This window comes from Blautia sp. AF14-40 (assembly GCF_003479665.1).
Lineage (GTDB): Bacteria > Bacillota > Clostridia > Lachnospirales > Lachnospiraceae > Fusicatenibacter > Fusicatenibacter saccharivorans.
Genome location: NZ_QUHK01000009.1, coordinates 118357 through 134113 on the forward strand (window position 1 = coordinate 118357; position 15757 = coordinate 134113).

Below are 15757 nucleotides of genomic sequence, written 5' to 3' on the forward strand. Positions count from 1 at the left end.
AAAAGAGCGTTGCCATAAGAAAACATGAAAAAAACCAGTAAAATCAATGTTTTTTAGGGCAGCGGAAAACGGGGCAGGTCAAAACAACTGAATAATCAGACAGAAACAGGGTGTTGTCAAGCATGACAGCGCCCTTTTCTGTTCCCCGGCTAAGCCGCAGATTTTGAAAAAGTCTGCGGCTTTTCTTTTTGCCCAAACGCAGAAAGGAGGCGACGGCCTATGTACTTCACTTCCGGCAGCGACCGGGCCTTTGAACAGCCCCAGCCCCGGCCAGAGCAGCCGGACGAGGCGGCACCGGGATTGGAAAACTCGGTGTTGGAAAATCCAACATCGGATAATCCGACACCGGGAAACCCGACATTGGAAAATCCAATGCAATTAAATAAAGATATATCAAGTAAAGAAAAAACAACTACGGATGTATCAATTACCGATTCCATTCCTATCCTTTCCCGACCCTTCCCCTCGGAGGACGAAGCGGCACAGCCGCCGGAACGGAAAGGAACGGGAGCGAAATCACAGAGCGCCATAGAGATTTATCGTGAGATCATCATGGACAACATCGAGTACGAACACCTTTGCCAGCACGCCAAGGGCATTGACCGGGAAACGCTGGACGAGATCGTGGACTTGCTGGTGGAAACCGTGTGCAGCGTCCGCAAGACCATCCGTATTGCCGGGGACGATTACCCGGCAGAGCTGGTGAAATCCAAGTTTATGAAGCTGGACAGCTCTCACATCGAGTTTGCTATGACATAATCGGCAATTATCCAAAACGCCGGGCGCGGAGGTGTCAAAGCCTCTGCGTCCGGCGCTCTTTTTTCTTATGCCTGCCCCATTGGGAAGTTAGGCAGTTCTTCCAACAGTTTCAGAATAAGGTGCTGCTTCATATCTTCGTCAACGGCCAACTCGTCGATCATGGGGGTGTAGTGTTCGATCACTTTTTGTTTAGCCCATAGCTCACCGGCGACGGCGGCCCTGATGGTAGCTGTGTCCAGTAACATTTCCTGTTCGGCCATCGTGTCAACTCCTGTCGTTTTTTGTCTTATTCCAGCATACCACAGAACCGGCGGGAAAACCAGCGCCGGAAAGATTTTCCTACGCATTTCAAAGCCCGTTCCGACGGGTATTTGATAAATCATTCTGCCACCCCATCGACCACCGCCGAAAAGCCTTGATTTCCGTGGGCTTTTTGCCCCCTAAATGCGTAGACAGGAGGGGCTTTTGCTGGCTTTTGGTTTCATATTTCCAGTGTACCCAGCAATAGAAATGTGTTCTTCTAACATCTAATAATTCATATTTTATGCCTTGTATTCTCTCCTGAAAGGAAATATAATTAAATCTATTAGAGATAAAAAGTGTAGTACAATGCTGACATAAGGCAGGTGAACATAGAACAACATGAAAATTTTGATTGTTGAGGATGATTTAGAGATCAGCAAATTGCTGGCTGATTTTTTACAGGGAAATGGATATGAGGTGCTTTGTCAGTATGATGGGCTTCATGTGTTAGACTGCATACAAGAACATCAGATTGATCTTATTCTGCTTGATATAATGCTGCCTTATCGGAGTGGTGATACTATACTTGCGGATATTCGTAAATTCTCAACGGTTCCTGTCATAGTAATTTCAGCAAAGGAAACAACACAGAACAAGATTGATTTGTTGCGGCTTGGTGCGGATGATTACATTACAAAACCTTTCGATATGGAAGAAGTTCTCGCCAGAATTGAAAGCAACTTACGCCGGATTCAATTTCAAAACAGCACGCCGCCATCTTTGAAGTGCAATGATTTGGTTTTAGATTTAGACGGCAACAGAGCTATGCTACAAGGGGCGGAGTTACCTTTAACTGCGAAAGAATTTGCTATACTGGAATTGCTTATGAAATACCCGGACAAGATCTTCTCAAAGGCGAATTTGTTTCAAAGTGTTTGGAATACAGAGTATATCAGCGAGGACAACACCTTGAATGTCCATATTAGCAACTTGCGAAACAAGATGAAAGCCATTTGCCCGGATAAAGAGTTTATAGATACTGTGTGGGGCATTGGATACCGTTTGCATAAAGCCGAGGGGTAAGCTCTTGGCTTTATGCTTTTTTTATGGTTTCCAAATAGAAATTAAGAAATTCTTTATGATTTCCCCTTACACTAAAATGTAAAGGAGGATGACAACATGAGTTCTGTTATTTTGGAAGCACATGACTTAACAAAAGAATACCGGCACACAGTTGCCTTAGATCATATTGATTTGAAAATTGAAAAAGGGAAAATTTATGGCTTCATAGGCCAAAATGGAGCAGGAAAGACCACCTTTTTGAGATTGGTTACAGGATTAGCGTTTCCGACAAGCGGCACCTTATCGTTGTGGGGGAAAACCGTCGAAAAGGAATTGCAGGAACAGAGAAAGCGGATCGGTTGCATGATCGAAACACCTGCGCTTTTTCCGACAATGACCGCTTATCAAAATATGGAGATACAGCGTATCCAACGTGGTATCCCTGACAAAGCAGTTATCCAAAAAACTTTAGACATGGTAGGTCTGAAAGATACCGGGAAAAAAGCTGTCCGTAATTTTTCGCTGGGGATGCGACAGCGATTGGGTATTGCAATCGCACTATTAAATACACCAGAATTTCTTATTTTGGATGAACCGATCAATGGGCTTGATCCTGCTGGAATTGTGGAAATTCGTAATTTGCTAAAGTCCTTGAATAAGGAATACGGAATGACGATATTGGTATCCAGCCATATCTTAGAGGAACTGTATCAGACAGCATCAGAGTTTATTTTAATAGACAAAGGCAAAATTATCGAAGAAATATCAGATCGAGAACTAAATGATCGTTGCAAACGGCATATCGCAATAAAGGCAACTGATCCACAAAAAGCTCTGATCGTTTTGGAAGAAACGCTACACACAGATAGTTTTAAGCTGATGCCAGATGGCATAATTCGCCTATATGATTATCTCGATGATATGGAAAAAGTGGCTGCTGCTTTGTCAGATGCACATATTCTCGTTACAGGTCTTTCTGTGGCCGGTGATACATTAGAAGATTACTTTTTAAGCAAAATAGGAGGGACAGGAAATGTCAAATCTCCTAAAAGCTGAATTTTATAAGCTGTTCCATAGCTGGTATTTTTGGGGGATAGGATTGTTTAATCTCCTTTTAAGTAGTGTGTTGTTACTGGATAGCGTTGGGGAAACATCCAACCTTTTCTTTGCTTCGATATACAATATGCCAATCCTATATTTCCTCACAATCATCTTTTCTGCCCTGTTTGTTGGAAATGATTTTGGCAGAAGAACATTACAATCATATATCAATGCCGGACATCGACGCGGAAAGATACTATTTGCGAAGCTGGTAGTTCATCAAATCGCCTGCATGGTTATCCTGTCTTTTCCACTGTTGTTACATAGCATAATTGGTACGTTTGTCACTAAAGGAGCATTGGCAAGCATCGGCATAGTTGTAATGGTGATTGCTTCGCAATTTGCAATGTGCCTATTACCTTTTTTCTTTGCCTTCATTTTCCGTGATATAGGAAAGAGTATGGCTGTGCCGATGGTACTCTTTTTCTTAATGGTCTTTTTGATGAATGGAGATCAAGTGCAGCTTATCTCACAAATATTGCCTATGGGCCAGCTTCGGCTTATGGCATTGCAACAATCCAACATATCCGGCGGGCAATTCATGTTTTCAGATTTTTTATGGGTACTGGCATTATGCTTAGGTACTTATCTGTGGTTCCGACGCTCGGATTTGAAATAACAAGGAGGTGTGGGAATGAACAACTTACTGAAAATGGAAAAATATCAATTATCACATAATATCTTTTATTGGTGCGGTTTAATAGGGATATTTTTGATTGGTTTTTTTACCGCAGATACTTATGTCCCGGAAGCTATGGGGCCTATGGGTGGGGCTGCTACATCCCTCGCAGATATTTTTAATGGAATGGTTTACGATTCAACCTTTCTCCTGATTATTATATCCAGTATTTTAGCTCTGATTTTAGGACAGGAATTTTCCAGTCGGATGATTGATCTTGAGGTCAATGCAGGACATTCGAGAAAAACCATTTTCTTTGCTAAAGTAATCTCATACTTAATTACATTTAATATCATGGCTCTTGTTTATCCTGTGGCTGGTTGTATAAGAGAAAGTGTCCGCTTTGGTATTACCGAAGCAGGCAACCTTTGTTATCAGGTCAGTAAGGCGATTTTATATTCTCTGCTTTTGAACAGTGCGACTTTTCTTATTGCAATCTGGATTGTTTTTTGGTTAAGAAGCTCTGCAAGAGCAATAGCTGTTACCGCTTTAGTCACTTTTGTTCTTAGCCTTTATCTTGGGTATGGAATGATGTTTGATCTTCCTGTTGCATTTTTGGCAACCTATCAGATACGGGAAGCGGTTTTTTCTGTGACCTATTTTTTGCCATGGGCCATTTTAGTTGGCGTTGTTTGGATAGTTGCTTTGATAACCTTTTCATGGATTAGCTTTCGCAAATGTGAACTCAAATAACAAGGAGGGAGGTGTCTGGAATAAAGCTGTTGTTAATTTTAGTTATCGCAGTCTTGATAGTAGTGCTTTTCAAATATGTGCAAATCAAAAGACAAATCCGTAACCTATCGAAACAAATGACCGATCTTACAACTGGAAAATCGGAAAAGATGCTGGACATCTCTCTTGTTGATAAAGATATAGAACAACTGGCCGCAGTATTAAACCAGTATAATGAAAAGCAAAGACAGTCCATTGCAAGCACATTACGGCACGAAATGTATTTGAAAGAGTCCATTGCTAATATTTCACATGACTTGCGTACCCCTCTGACGGTAATACTTGGCCATTTACAATTATTAAAAAAGGAGAATTTATCAGCAGGTCAAACACAGCGTATAGAAACCATTTATAATAAAGCAGAAAGAATGAAAGCGCTGATACAAACCTTTTACGATGTTTCTGTAATAGACGCAAAAGAAGTAACTCCTGTGCGTGAAGATTTCAACTTAACAAATTTGCTGATAAATCTTATCACAGAGAACGCCCCAGCATTGGAAGCAAAAGGCATATCTCCTGTAATTGGTCTGCCAGATCATTCCGTTTATCTCCATTCGGACTATGGTATGGTAGAACGTATTTTTCAAAATCTTATTATAAATGCTATTCGATATTCCTCTGGCTCGATTAAAATTGACTTGAAGCAAGGCAAAGAAAAGAGTGCTATTTTTATCATTGAAAATCCCATTGATAGTAAGGTGGAAATAGACCCAAACCGACTATTTGAAAGATTTTATACCGGGGACAAATCAAGGCATAATAGCGGTACAGGAGTGGGGCTTGCTGTGGTAAAACTATTAACTGACAAGCTCGGCGGCAATGTGTTCGCTAAAATTGAAAATGATACACTAACCATTTCATTGGAAATCAAATAAACAGTATTGTTTCAACTGCCGGGCGACGGCAAAGAAAAAAAGCCGTCGTACAACAGCCCTTTTGACACGCCCATAAAACCAGCGGCGGCTTTGAGAAATCAAGGCCGCCGCTTCTCTTTGCCCAGCGCAGGATCTGCGGCCCACAGAGGGAGCCGCCATGCTGATATACTGTCCCGTGACTATGAATTGGAACAGACTAACCTTACAAACCTTGTCGAATATCTTCGGCAAGAAGTCAAGGAACAGGAAAAGCAGAAAGTCAATGTCAGACAGTTTATTGCAGCGATCAGGAAGTACACTGATATGCAGCAGCTTGACGCCTCTGTTCTCCGGGAGTTTGTGGAGAAAATTTATATCTCCGAGGTTTATACGCCGGACGAGAATGAGCCGCGCATCAAGGTCAGAGAAATCGAGATCGTCTATAACTTCATTGGTGCATTTGATTTTGAGGACGCAAGGGAGCAATCCCAAGCAGCCCAAAAAGAAAAGAAAACCGGCGTAGCCTAAACTACGCCGATTCTCTCACATAAATGTTTTCTTACGTCACCGCCCCTAAGCAGGGCTTTGTCTATAGTCTGAAATCTCCCGGAGTTTTTCCGGGAGATTTTTTTCACAGGACGCCTTTTCTGATCAGAAAATAACGCTTTTAGATATTGAGCAGATCACTGAATACCTTCAGTGCTCCGTCTGTCTCGTGAGCCAGAACGCGTTTTGCAAGGACTTTACCAAGCTGTACACCCTCCTGGTCGAAGCTGTTTACGTTCCACAGGAATCCCTGGAACATGATCTTATTCTCGAAGTGTGCAAGCAGTGCTCCCAGCGTCTTCGGATTTACCTGATCTCCGATGATGATGCTGGACGGACGGCCGCCTTCGAAGTTTTTGTTTTTATTCTCATCTGCTTTACCGCAGGCAAATGCAACGATCTGAGCTGCTACGTTTGCGCAGAGTTTCTGCTGGCTGGTGCTGCCCTGGATGTCGACATCGGTCTCCATCTGGTTATTGCGGAAGCCTACAAACTGCAGCGGAACGATATCAGTTCCCTGATGCAGCAGCTGATAGAAGGAATGCTGTCCGTTGGTACCTGGCTCGCCGAAGAGAACCGGACCGGTCGGGTAATTGACCGGCTCGCCGAAGCGGTTGACCGATTTACCGTTGGACTCCATATCTACCTGCTGTAAGTGAGCCGGGAAACGGTTCAGTGCCTGGGAGTACGGAAGAACTGCAGTGCTCGGATAGCCAAGAACGTTTCTCTCGTAAACACCGATCAGCGCATCAAGCATCTCCGGGTTCTGTAATACGTCTTTGTTTGCAGAAAGTTTATCTTCTGCTGCAGCGCCCTCGAGGAATGCTGCGAATACTTCCGGTCCGAAAGCCAGGGACAGAACAGCGCCGCCGACTGCGGATGTGGAAGAATAACGGCCTCCGATGTAGTCATCCATGAAGAATGCTGCCAGATAGTCGTCGCTCTTTGCCAGCGGAGAAGTCTCACTGGTAACGGCGATCATATGCTTGGATGCATCCAGGCCTGCATTTTTCAGAGCGTCTTTTACGAAGGACTCATTGGTCAGAGTCTCCAGTGTGGTTCCGGATTTGGATACCAGAACGAAGATGGAATGTGCTACGTCGATCGAATTCAGAACAGCTGCTGCGTCATCCGGGTCAACGTTGCTGATGAATTTTGCTTCCATTTTGAAGCAGCCGTTTTTCTTTGCCCAGTTTTCCAGAGCCAGATACATCGCACGCGGGCCAAGGTCGCTTCCGCCGATACCGATCTGCACAACGGTGGTGAATTTTTCACCTGCTGCGTTGGTGATCTCACCTGCATGTACTTTGTTCGCAAACTCTGCGATGCGGTTCTGCTGCTCTACGTAGAAAGCACGTTTGTCTACGCCGTCTGCCGTAACGGTGTTTCCGAGCTGGCCGCGGGTCAGCTGATGAAGCACGAGACGGTTCTCTCCGGTGTTGATGACAGCACCGTTGTAAAGCTCCTCAAATTTTTCAGAAAGCTGTGCCTCTTCTGCCAGTTTTACGAGTGCGGCAAGGACATCCTCATTCACCTGTTTTGCTGCGTAGTTATACGCAAGTCCTTCTGCCATCGGAACGCTGTAAGATTTTACGCGCTCTGCTCCGTTTTCGCCGGACATCACCTCGGCAAGATTGACACGCTCCACTTTTTTCAGCTCCTCAAAAGAAGCCAGTTTATCAAGATTGTTCCAGGTAACCATTGTTAAGTTCCTCCTGTTTTTTTATTTTGTCTCTCTATTCCGTCCGCGGAAACATTTTTATTCCCGCTATTATACCAATGAAACAGACTGCTTGCTAAAAACAGTCTGTTTCGTGATACTTTTTTATTTCGTATAGTTATAAGAAAGAGCTCTTGCGATCTCCCACTGATATTCCGGCAGAGTCTTTGTCATGGACAGTGCCTCATCGATATCGTAATCTACATACTCACCGTTCTTGTATGCAACAACGCGGTCTGTTTTGCCTTCCAGAAGAAGGTCAACTGCGTAAGCACCCATGATGGACGCATATACACGGTCTTTACATGTCGGGCTTCCTCCACGCTGCATATGTCCAAGGATCGTTGCACGGGTCTCGATGCCGGTTGCAGCTTCGATTCTGCGCGCCATGCTGGTGGAATGGCCGATGCCCTCAGCATTTACGATGATATGATGTTTTTTGCCTTTTCTACGGTTCTCGATGATGTTGTTGATGATCTTCTGCTCATCGTAATCGTATTTCTCCGGAAGAAGAATATCCTCTGCGCCGTTTGCGATACCGCACCAAAGAGCGATATATCCGGCATTACGTCCCATAACCTCGATGATCGAGCATCTCTCATGGGAAGTGGAAGTATCTCTTACTTTATCAATGGCTTCCATTGCAGTGTTTACCGCGGTATCAAAACCGATGGTATATTCTGTGCAGGCGATATCCAGGTCGATGGTTCCCGGTACACCTACGGTGTTAATTCCAAGAGCTGCCAGTTTCTGCGCTCCTGCAAAAGATCCGTCTCCGCCGATAACTACCAGTCCGTCGATGCCGTGTTTTCTGCAGACATCTGCAGCACGTTTCTGGCCTTCCAGTGTACGCATCTCTGCGCAGCGGGCGGTATAAAGGATGGTACCTCCGCGCTCGATGGTGTCGGATACATCGCGGGCTGTCATGTCGATGATTTCTTCGTTCATCAGTCCGTCGTAGCCTTTCAGGATACCTTTCATCTGAACGCCCTTCTGCAGACCTCTTCTTACGGCTGCACGGATCGCTGCGTTCATACCTGGTGCATCACCACCGCTGGTAAGCACTCCGATTGTCTTTACCTTGTTAGTCGTTGCCATATGAATTCCTCCATCTCATCACACACATTAATAAACGAGTAGTTTTATTTATTAATCACACACAGTTTTATTTTAAAGCATTCAGGCCCTTTTTTCAATACTCTTTTCTACAACTTTCACGTTTCCGGTACCGAATTTTGCCTGAAGTGACGCCACCAGACGGGCATCTGCCTGCACATTGCGGCTCGGCGGCAGTTTTTTCATCGCTTTGATCGATTTGATGTAGAGAATCACGCTGTCCTTGCCGTCGGATTCATGCAGCATCTGGTACAGATCCGCCACTTCTCTCTCGTACGTTTCCTTGTCCGGGAACTGGATCCAGAGCTCTTTCGGGATGCCAGCAAACGGGAAAATTTTCTCGCAGATCAGCTTGCTCGGCTTATCATCCTCCGCGGAAACACGGCCCTGGATGAAGACACGCGCATCGGTCTGCATCATCGGTGCGTTTTTCTCGTAATCGCGCGGGAATACGACGATTTCCATACTGCCGACGAGGTCCTCGAGTGTGAGAAATGCCATTGTCTTGTTATTCTTTGTATATTTGATTTTTTTATCCGTGATAATGCCGCCGACAATCTCTTTCGCGCCGTCGGTGACGGATGGGAAACCCGTCTCCTCATCCGGCTGGAAGTCTGTCGTTACCGCGGAAATGTTCTTCCGCCAGCACTCCTCCTGCTCCTCGAGCGGATGACCGCTGACGTAGATGCCGAGCACCTCTTTTTCGAGCGCCAAAAGATCACTCTTTTCGTATTCTCCGACATCCGGGTACACCGTTTCATACGACCGTTTGGTCGTCTCATCTACGAAGTCAAACAGACTCATCTGGCCGCTTAACGAATCTTTTTTCTCGCGCGCCACATCATCGAGCACATTGGCGTAGACGAACATGAGCTGCTTTCTCGTCACGCCGAAGCAGTCGAATGCGCCCGCCTTGATAAAGTTCTCGACGGTCCGCTTGTTGACTTCTTTTCCGCTCAGGCGCTCCGCGAAATCCTTTAACGAGCGGAACGGTCCGTTTGCACTCCGCTCCTCCACGATCGCCTCCATGACCGGCTTTCCGATGCCTTTGACCGCCGCCATGCCATAGCGGATCGCCTGGCCGTCTACCGTGAATTTTCCTTCGCTTCGGTTGATGTCCGGCGGCAGAATGGAAATGCCCATCTGCCGGGAACTCAAGATATACTCTGCGACTTTTCCCGGGTTATCGATGCAGGAGGTCATCAGAGCCGCCATGAACTCAACCGGGTAATAGTATTTCAGCCATGCCGTCTGGTACGATACGAACGCGTACGCCGCCGCATGGGATTTGTTGAAGGCGTATTTCGCGAAGTCGATCATCTCGTCGTAGATCTTGTTCGCTGTCTTCTCATCAATGCCGTTTTTGATACAGCCCGGCACGCCCTCGGCCTCGTTTCCATAAACGAAATTCTGGCGCTCTTTTTCCATGACAGATGCCTTTTTCTTCGACATCGCACGGCGCACCAGATCGGCCCGTCCAAGCGAATAGCCCGCCAGTGCCTGTACGATCTGCATAACCTGTTCCTGGTAGACGATACAGCCGTACGTCGGCTCCAGAATCGGTTTTAAGAGCGGTGTATCGTACGTAACGGATTCCGGGTTGTTTTTTCCTTTGATGTACTGCGGAATAAAATCCATCGGGCCCGGACGGTACAGGGAAATTCCGGCGATGATATCCTCGAGGCTCTGCGGTTTTAACTCCTTCATGAAGTTTTTCATTCCCGCACTCTCGAGCTGGAACACACCGACCGTTTTCGATGCGCCGATCATACCGAGCACTTTCGGATCGTTGTAATCGATGTGAAGCAGATCAATTTTCTTATTGCTGTAACGCTCTGCGAGCTTTGTCGCATTCTGAATGACGGTCAGGGTCCGAAGTCCTAAGAAGTCCATTTTCAGAAGTCCCAGTTCCTCGAGCGTCGTCATCGTGAACTGCGTGACGATCGTTCCGTCGCTTCCTCGCGAGAGCGGCACAAATTCCACCAGCGGACGCGAGCCGATGACAACACCGGCGGCGTGCATCGACGTGTGGCGCGGCAGACCTTCAAGTCTCCGTGACATGTCGATCAGATGTGCAACCTCTTCATTGCCCTGATACAGCTCCCGCAGCTCGTGGTTCATCTGCAGTGCCTTGTCGATCGTGATATTCAGTTCATTCGGAATCATCTTCGCAATCGAATCGACCTGTGCATACGGCATATCCAGCACACGGCCGACATCGCGGATGACACCGCGCGCCGCCAGTGTACCGAATGTGACGATCTGTACAACGCGGTCCTTGCCGTATTTTCTCGTTACATAGTCGATGACCTCCGGGCGGCGTTCGAAACAGAAATCCACGTCGATATCAGGCATGGTAACTCGTTCCGGGTTCAGGAAACGCTCGAACAGGAGCTGGTACCGCATCGGATCCAGCTGTGTGATGCCAAGGGTGTAGGAAACAATACTTCCGGCCGCCGATCCTCGTCCCGGTCCGACCATGATGTCGTGGTCGCGCGCAAATTTGATGAAATCCCACACGATCAGGAAGTAATCGACGTAACCCATCGTTTTGATCGTATCAAGCTCGTATTTCAGCCGCGCTTTCAGTTCATCCGTCGCCGGGTAATACCGTTCCTCGAGGCCGTCGTAGCAGAGCTTATTTAAGTATTCCCAGGAAGTGTATCCTTCCGGCACATCGAATTTCGGAAGTTTTGTGACACCAAATTCGATCTCCACATTACACCGGTCTGCAATTTTCTGTGTATTTTCGATTGCCTGCGGTGCATACGGGAAGAGCGATGCCATCTCCGCCTCGGATTTCACGAAATACTGGCCGCCCTCGTAGCGCATGCGGTCCTCATCCGTGATCTTCTTTCCGGTCTGCAGGCACAGAAGAATATCGTGGGAATCCGCATCTTCTGCGTACGTGTAGTGAATATCATTCGTCGCCACCAGCTCGATGCCGGTTTCTGCCGAGAGGCGCATCAGCTGCTGATTGACCATCCGCTGCTCCGAGATGCCGTGATCCTGCAGTTCCAGGAAGAAATTGCCTTTTCCGAAAATCTTCTCATACCGCAGTGCGGCCTCTTTTCCCATCTCGTACTGGTTCCGCACCATCGCACGCGCCACCTCACCTGCAAGGCAGGCGGAAAGCGCGATAATGCCCTCGTGATACTTTTCCAGAATCTCCATGTCGACACGCGGCTTATAGTAAAATCCATCGATAAAGCCCGCCGAAACAATCTTCATCAGATTGGAATAGCCCGTATTATTTTCCGCCAGCAGAACCAGATGGTAGTACCGGTCCTCTCCGCGGCTGGTTTCGCGGTCGAAACGGGAACCCGGCGCCACGTAAACCTCACAGCCGAGGATCGGCTTGATGCCCTGCGCGCGGGCTTCTTTATAAAAATCGATACAGCCGAACATGACGCCGTGATCGGTGATCGCGGCGCTGTTCATGCCAAGCTCCTTGACTCTGGCAACGTACTCTTTGATCTTGTTCGATCCGTCCAGAAGGCTGTATTCGGTATGTACATGTAAATGCGTAAAACTCATCGTTTTCTCCTCTATTTTCCAAAGGCATGTTCCGCTGTCTCCAAGATCGTCTGCACCAGGCTGTCCGGCTCGATCGGCTTGGTCAGATGGCTGTTCATGCCCGCTGCGCGGCATCCCTCTTTGCTCTCTTCGGAAGACTGCGCCGTCATCGGGATGATCGGGACTTGTTTTGCTTCCGGAAGCTCCATGGCGCGGATCTGCCGCGCTGCCTCAAGGCCGCCCATCACAGGCATCATCAGATCCATTAAAATCACATCAAATTCCTGCGGATTCGCCGCATACTTTTCGACCGCCTCGCGGCCGTTCCATGCCTCTTCCACCGTCGCACCGTGATCGGTCAGGTAAAACTCGGCGATTTCCATGTTGATCTCATTATCCTCGACAAGCAGAACGTGGAAGCGGACAAGCTCTTTTCCTGCGATCCGTGTCTTTACTTCCTGAATCCGCTGTCCCTCGCAGTCAATGTAAAACGGAAGCCGGAATACATACGTCGTTCCGACGCCCTGCTGGCTCGTTACCTCGATCGTGCCCTGCATTTTTTCGATCAGTTCTTTGACGATCGACATGCCAAGGCCCGTTCCCTTGTACTGCGTTCTCGCACCGGACTTCTCCTGTGTGAACGGATGGAACAGCTCTTTTTCGATAAATTCGCTGCTCATTCCGATGCCGCTGTCCGTGATGCGGAACTCGTAGACGACCCGGGTTCCGTCGCAGGAGACTTCGCCCGCATACGTATCGATCGTTCCGCCCGGCTTGTTGTACTTGATTGCATTGCTGAAGAGATTCAGCATAATCTGCCGCAGGCGCAGCGGACTGCCGATCAGTCTCGTGTGCGTCAGCTCACCGCGGTGCGTACGGTGGGTAATGCCCATCTCCGTAATCTGCGCATTGACAAGGGATGACACATCATCCATCAGATGCGTCAGGTCAAAAGAAACGCTCTCGATCGTCTCTTTTCCGGACTCCAGCTTATTCATATCGAGCACATCGTTGACGAGTGCCAGCAGATGGCTTGCGGAAAGATTGATTTTATCGAGGCAGTCGTCCACTTTTGCCTCATCCTGCCGGTTTTTGCGGATGATATCCAGCATGCCCATAATGCCATTGATCGGCGTGCGCACATCGTGGCTCATGCGGTTCATAAATTCTGTTTTTGCACGACTTGCACTATCTGCAGCTCTAAAGGCATCCTGAAGCTGTATCTTCTCCCTCTCTTCCCGGCTGTGGAACTCTGACGTATCACGGAAAAGGATCATGCCGTGTACCACAACGCTCTCCCGCTTTGTCTTTCGGTCGTAGACGGTATCCTGTGACATAAGAACCGTCTTCTGCAACCATATTCTTCTGCCGGACTCATCTGTTTCCTGATACTCCACGACTACCTGCTTATCTCCGTTTTCAAAGCGCTGCAGCAGTTTCTTCGAGGAATCCACAATGCGGTATGATTCCAATGTCTCCTCCGCGACAAACGCACTGCATTCCCCGCAGTATTTCTCGTAGGAACACGGCAGATCTATATTGAGGTCAAATTTCTTCTGCCCGCTGTGGTAAAAAATCTGCTCCAGCGAATCATTCGTCAGATCAACGGCGAACACGGCCTCGGCCGTCTCGAGAAGTGCCTCGGCGTAGTGGCTGTTTTCAATGATCGACTGTTTCATCTGTTCATAGTATTGGTCGAGCTGTTCTTTTTCATTCCGAGCAGCTTCCCCATTGGAGCGGAACCGCTCAAAGCCCATCAGAAAATGGTGCAGTCCGCCGTCCTCGGCCGCGTCGTAGAATAGAATGGTGACTTTTCCCCGGCAGAGCGCTTCCCCTTCGCTGCCCTCCTGATACTCGTACAGAATTTCTACGCTCTCTTCTCCCTTCTGATAGCACTCCTTCAGATGGGTAAGATCCAGCATTCTACGCATTTCCTTTCTCTTTTCCTCATCCGTGATGCCCTGCACAATATGCTCGGCCGCACCGGTATAGCTGCCGTCCTCGGCAAGGAAAAAACCCGAAACGGCGCGCAGAATCCGGTACTGGTCCTGTCTTGCATTGCAGTAAATACAGTTGGAAAAATGGTATCCCTTTTTCTTTACGACGTCCAGCGCTTCCAGGCTGATCTTCCGCTCTGCGGCGGCTTCTTCCATCTTCGCGCGGTTTTTGTCGATATACATGTTCTGATCCGCATGGCGGAACAGTTCCCGGATATCACAGTCTTCAAATTCCGTGGACAGTGCATAGCCTCCGGCGTAGCTGATCGGCATCTCCGGGTGCTGGCGGGAATATTCTGCCGTCTGCGTGCGGATGTGCTTCATGCACGCTTCCACTTCTTCGCGGTTCAGTCCGCGCAGAATGGCAAGAAACTCATCTCCGCCGTTTCTTCCGACGAAATACTCCTCCGGGACTGCTTTTCGAAGCTGAACGGCAAAGGAACGGATATATTCGTCTCCCTTGTCGTGACCCAGACTGTTGTTGATCGTGCGCAGATTGTTGAGGTCAAACACGCAGACCGCATACACGCCGGAAATTTCTTCTCCTCCGTCGCTTCCCTCCAGAATCTCTTCGCATTTATTTTTATTTGGCAGGCCCGTCGCCTCATCGAGATAGACTTTCTTCTGCAGAATACGGTTCATCGCCGCATAGCGGACGGCCTTGATCAGCTCCATGCCGATGACAAACACCAGACCGATGATATCTCCTACTACCACCTGCTCCAGCTTCTTCAGCGAAGACGCCATTCTCTGCGAATACGCTTCCGCAAGGCCTGTCGCCTCGTCACAGATTTTGAAAAAGGTCTCACTCTTTTCGATAATCGCGGTATTCTCATATCCTTTTTCACGCACCAGCAGAATCTCTGCCTTCAGCTCTTCAAAATACGATGCCAGCTCAGTCATCTTATCCTGAAAATCCCGGTCATCCAGGCGCACCAGATCCAGCTCGCTGCTTCCGTTCTGCAGACCGTCGATATAAGCGTTGATGTCTGCAATCATCGTATCCTGCGGTTCTCCCGCATCCTCCAGCTTGATAATCCGCTGCGTTTTTCCGCGCACCAGACCGGCATAGTTGACAACGCGGGCCGTTCCCTGTATTTTCTCGACCATCGACATAATGCAGAAAAACAGAATAATCAGAATGATCGTCAAAACCGTCATTGCGGTTTTGGAAATAAAAGATGTTTTTTTCTTACTTTTCTTTTTCTTCATCTCTCTCCATCAGATCCTGTGTCATTTTTTGTCATATAGATCATATTATAAGCGCAATCCTCTCTTCGCGCAACCGCAAACCGGGCGCAGAAAAAATTTCAAAATTTTATCTGCTGTCTGACACAAAAAAACGGACACCGGAGAGGATGTGCTTCCTGTCCAGTGCCCGATTTTTTCTTATCTATAAATGAGCAAATATCGAATTTTGCACAAACTTATC

11 protein-coding genes and 1 pseudogene are annotated in these 15757 nt (G+C 47.7%); 7 read left to right on the forward strand and 5 right to left on the reverse strand.

The genetic code is table 11. From position 1 onward, the window contains the following. Positions 1 to 249: 249 nt before the first annotated feature. Positions 250 to 753 (forward strand): annotated as a pseudogene (locus tag DWW13_RS08970) (DUF6017 domain-containing protein); the annotation flags it as partial. Positions 754 to 824: 71 nt separating this feature from the next. Here the strand turns inward: DWW13_RS08970 and DWW13_RS20155 are convergent. After that, on the reverse strand, positions 825 to 1142 hold the full coding sequence (locus DWW13_RS20155) for a helix-turn-helix domain-containing protein (protein ID WP_242998350.1): 318 nt from the start codon (positions 1140 to 1142) through the stop codon (positions 825 to 827). A gap of 259 nt (positions 1143 to 1401) precedes the next feature. Here DWW13_RS20155 and DWW13_RS08980 point away from each other — a divergent pair, with 259 nt between their 5' ends. From DWW13_RS08980 to DWW13_RS09005, 6 genes are all read left to right on the forward strand, one after another. Beyond that, positions 1402 to 2085: a response regulator transcription factor gene (locus DWW13_RS08980; protein ID WP_118719902.1), complete on the forward strand. Its 684-nt coding sequence runs from the start codon at positions 1402 to 1404 to the stop codon at positions 2083 to 2085. Between the two features lie 96 nt (positions 2086 to 2181). Then, the gene (locus DWW13_RS08985; RefSeq protein WP_055267784.1) at positions 2182 to 3120 is read left to right on the forward strand and encodes an ABC transporter ATP-binding protein; all 939 of its coding nucleotides are present in this window, start codon (positions 2182 to 2184) and stop codon (positions 3118 to 3120) included. Then, positions 3098 to 3784: an ABC transporter permease gene (locus DWW13_RS08990; RefSeq protein WP_117510060.1), complete on the forward strand. Its 687-nt coding sequence runs from the start codon at positions 3098 to 3100 to the stop codon at positions 3782 to 3784. The genes DWW13_RS08985 and DWW13_RS08990 overlap by 23 nt, the downstream gene beginning before the upstream one ends. Positions 3785 to 3799: 15 nt before the next feature. After that, positions 3800 to 4537, forward strand: a complete 738-nt coding sequence (locus tag DWW13_RS08995) for an ABC transporter permease (RefSeq protein WP_118719904.1) — start codon at positions 3800 to 3802, stop codon at positions 4535 to 4537. 11 nt (positions 4538 to 4548) lie between these two features. Then, the gene (locus tag DWW13_RS09000) at positions 4549 to 5451 is read left to right on the forward strand and encodes a sensor histidine kinase (protein ID WP_055267777.1); all 903 of its coding nucleotides are present in this window, start codon (positions 4549 to 4551) and stop codon (positions 5449 to 5451) included. Between the two features lie 6 nt (positions 5452 to 5457). Next, positions 5458 to 5958, forward strand: coding sequence for a DUF4368 domain-containing protein (locus tag DWW13_RS09005; protein ID WP_118719906.1), 501 nt, complete (start codon positions 5458 to 5460; stop codon positions 5956 to 5958). 139 nt (positions 5959 to 6097) lie between these two features. Here DWW13_RS09005 and DWW13_RS09010 read toward each other — a convergent pair whose 3' ends face one another. From DWW13_RS09010 to DWW13_RS09025, 4 genes are all read right to left on the reverse strand, one after another. Then, complete coding sequence (locus DWW13_RS09010; RefSeq protein WP_022462042.1) at positions 6098 to 7678, reverse strand: glucose-6-phosphate isomerase; 1581 nt, start codon at positions 7676 to 7678, stop codon at positions 6098 to 6100. 123 nt (positions 7679 to 7801) lie between these two features. Beyond that, on the reverse strand, positions 7802 to 8794 hold the full coding sequence (gene pfkA / locus DWW13_RS09015) for a 6-phosphofructokinase (RefSeq protein WP_055226266.1): 993 nt from the start codon (positions 8792 to 8794) through the stop codon (positions 7802 to 7804). Positions 8795 to 8875: 81 nt separating this feature from the next. Then, positions 8876 to 12349, reverse strand: coding sequence for a DNA polymerase III subunit alpha (locus DWW13_RS09020; protein WP_117801856.1), 3474 nt, complete (start codon positions 12347 to 12349; stop codon positions 8876 to 8878). Positions 12350 to 12360: 11 nt separating this feature from the next. Continuing rightward, positions 12361 to 15537 (reverse strand): ATP-binding protein, encoded by a 3177-nt coding sequence (locus DWW13_RS09025; RefSeq protein WP_118719908.1) that lies wholly within the window; start codon positions 15535 to 15537, stop codon positions 12361 to 12363. Between the last annotated feature and the right edge of the window lie 220 nt (positions 15538 to 15757).